We start from the raw sequence: 970 nt of genomic DNA on the forward strand, positions 1-970 counted from the left end.
GTCGTCGCCCTGCCCGTGATGACCGAAAGGGTCCGAACAGCGAACGCGGTCGTGAACGTGGTCGTGACCGCGATGTAGAACGTGACCGCAGACGTGAAGATTCACCGTGGCGTACCGTGTCCCGCGCACCGAATGATGACGCAGCGGATAAAGCCGATCACGGTGGTATTAGCGGTAAGAGCTTTATCGATCCTGAAGTATTACGCCGTCAGCGTGCGGAAGAAACCCGCGTTTACGGTGAGAATGCCTGTCAGGCTCTGTTCCAGAGTCGTCCGGACGCCATCGTCCGCGCCTGGTTTGTTCAGAGCGTAACCCCGCGCTTTAAAGAAGCATTACGCTGGATGGCGGCAAACCGCAAAGCCTATCACGTGGTTGACGAAGCCGAGCTGGCGAAAGCCTCTGGCACTGAACACCATGGTGGCGTCTGTTTCCTGATCAAAAAACGTAACGGTACTACCGTTAAGCAGTGGGTCGGTCAGGCAGGGGCGCAGGATTGCGTGCTGGCACTGGAAGATATCGCTAACCCGCATAACCTGGGCGGCATGATGCGTAGCTGCGCGCACTTCGGTGTGAAAGGCGTAGTGGTTCAGGATGCGGCGCTGCTGGAATCAGGTGCGGCCATCCGTACCGCTGAAGGTGGTGCAGAGCACGTTCAGCCGATTACCGGCGACAGCATTGTTGATGTGCTGGACGACTTCCGCCAGGCGGGTTACACGGTTGTGATGACCTCAAGCGCGAAAGGCAAACCGCTGTTTACTACCACGCTGCCGGAAAAAATGGTGCTGGTATTAGGGCGTGAGCGTGAAGCTCTGCCAGAAGCAGCATGCTCAGCCGACGATCTGTGCGTTGCAATTGACGGCACTGGCAAGGTAGAAACGCTCAACGTTTCTGTGGCAACAGGCGTGCTGCTCGCGGAGTGGTGGCGTCAGAACAAAGCCTGATAATAAAAATGCCAGCGAATCGCTGGCAT

General features: G+C 57.2%; 1 protein-coding gene. It reads left to right on the forward strand.

The features are described from left to right. Positions 1-941, forward strand: a 941-nt coding sequence (locus FDW94_RS16300; RefSeq protein ID WP_249358573.1) for a tRNA/rRNA methyltransferase, incomplete at its 5' end; no start/stop codon positions are given. Positions 942-970: the final 29 nt, after the last annotated feature.

Source organism: Citrobacter sp. wls757, from assembly GCF_005280935.1.
In the GTDB taxonomy this organism is placed as follows: Bacteria; Pseudomonadota; Gammaproteobacteria; order Enterobacterales; family Enterobacteriaceae; genus Citrobacter; species Citrobacter portucalensis.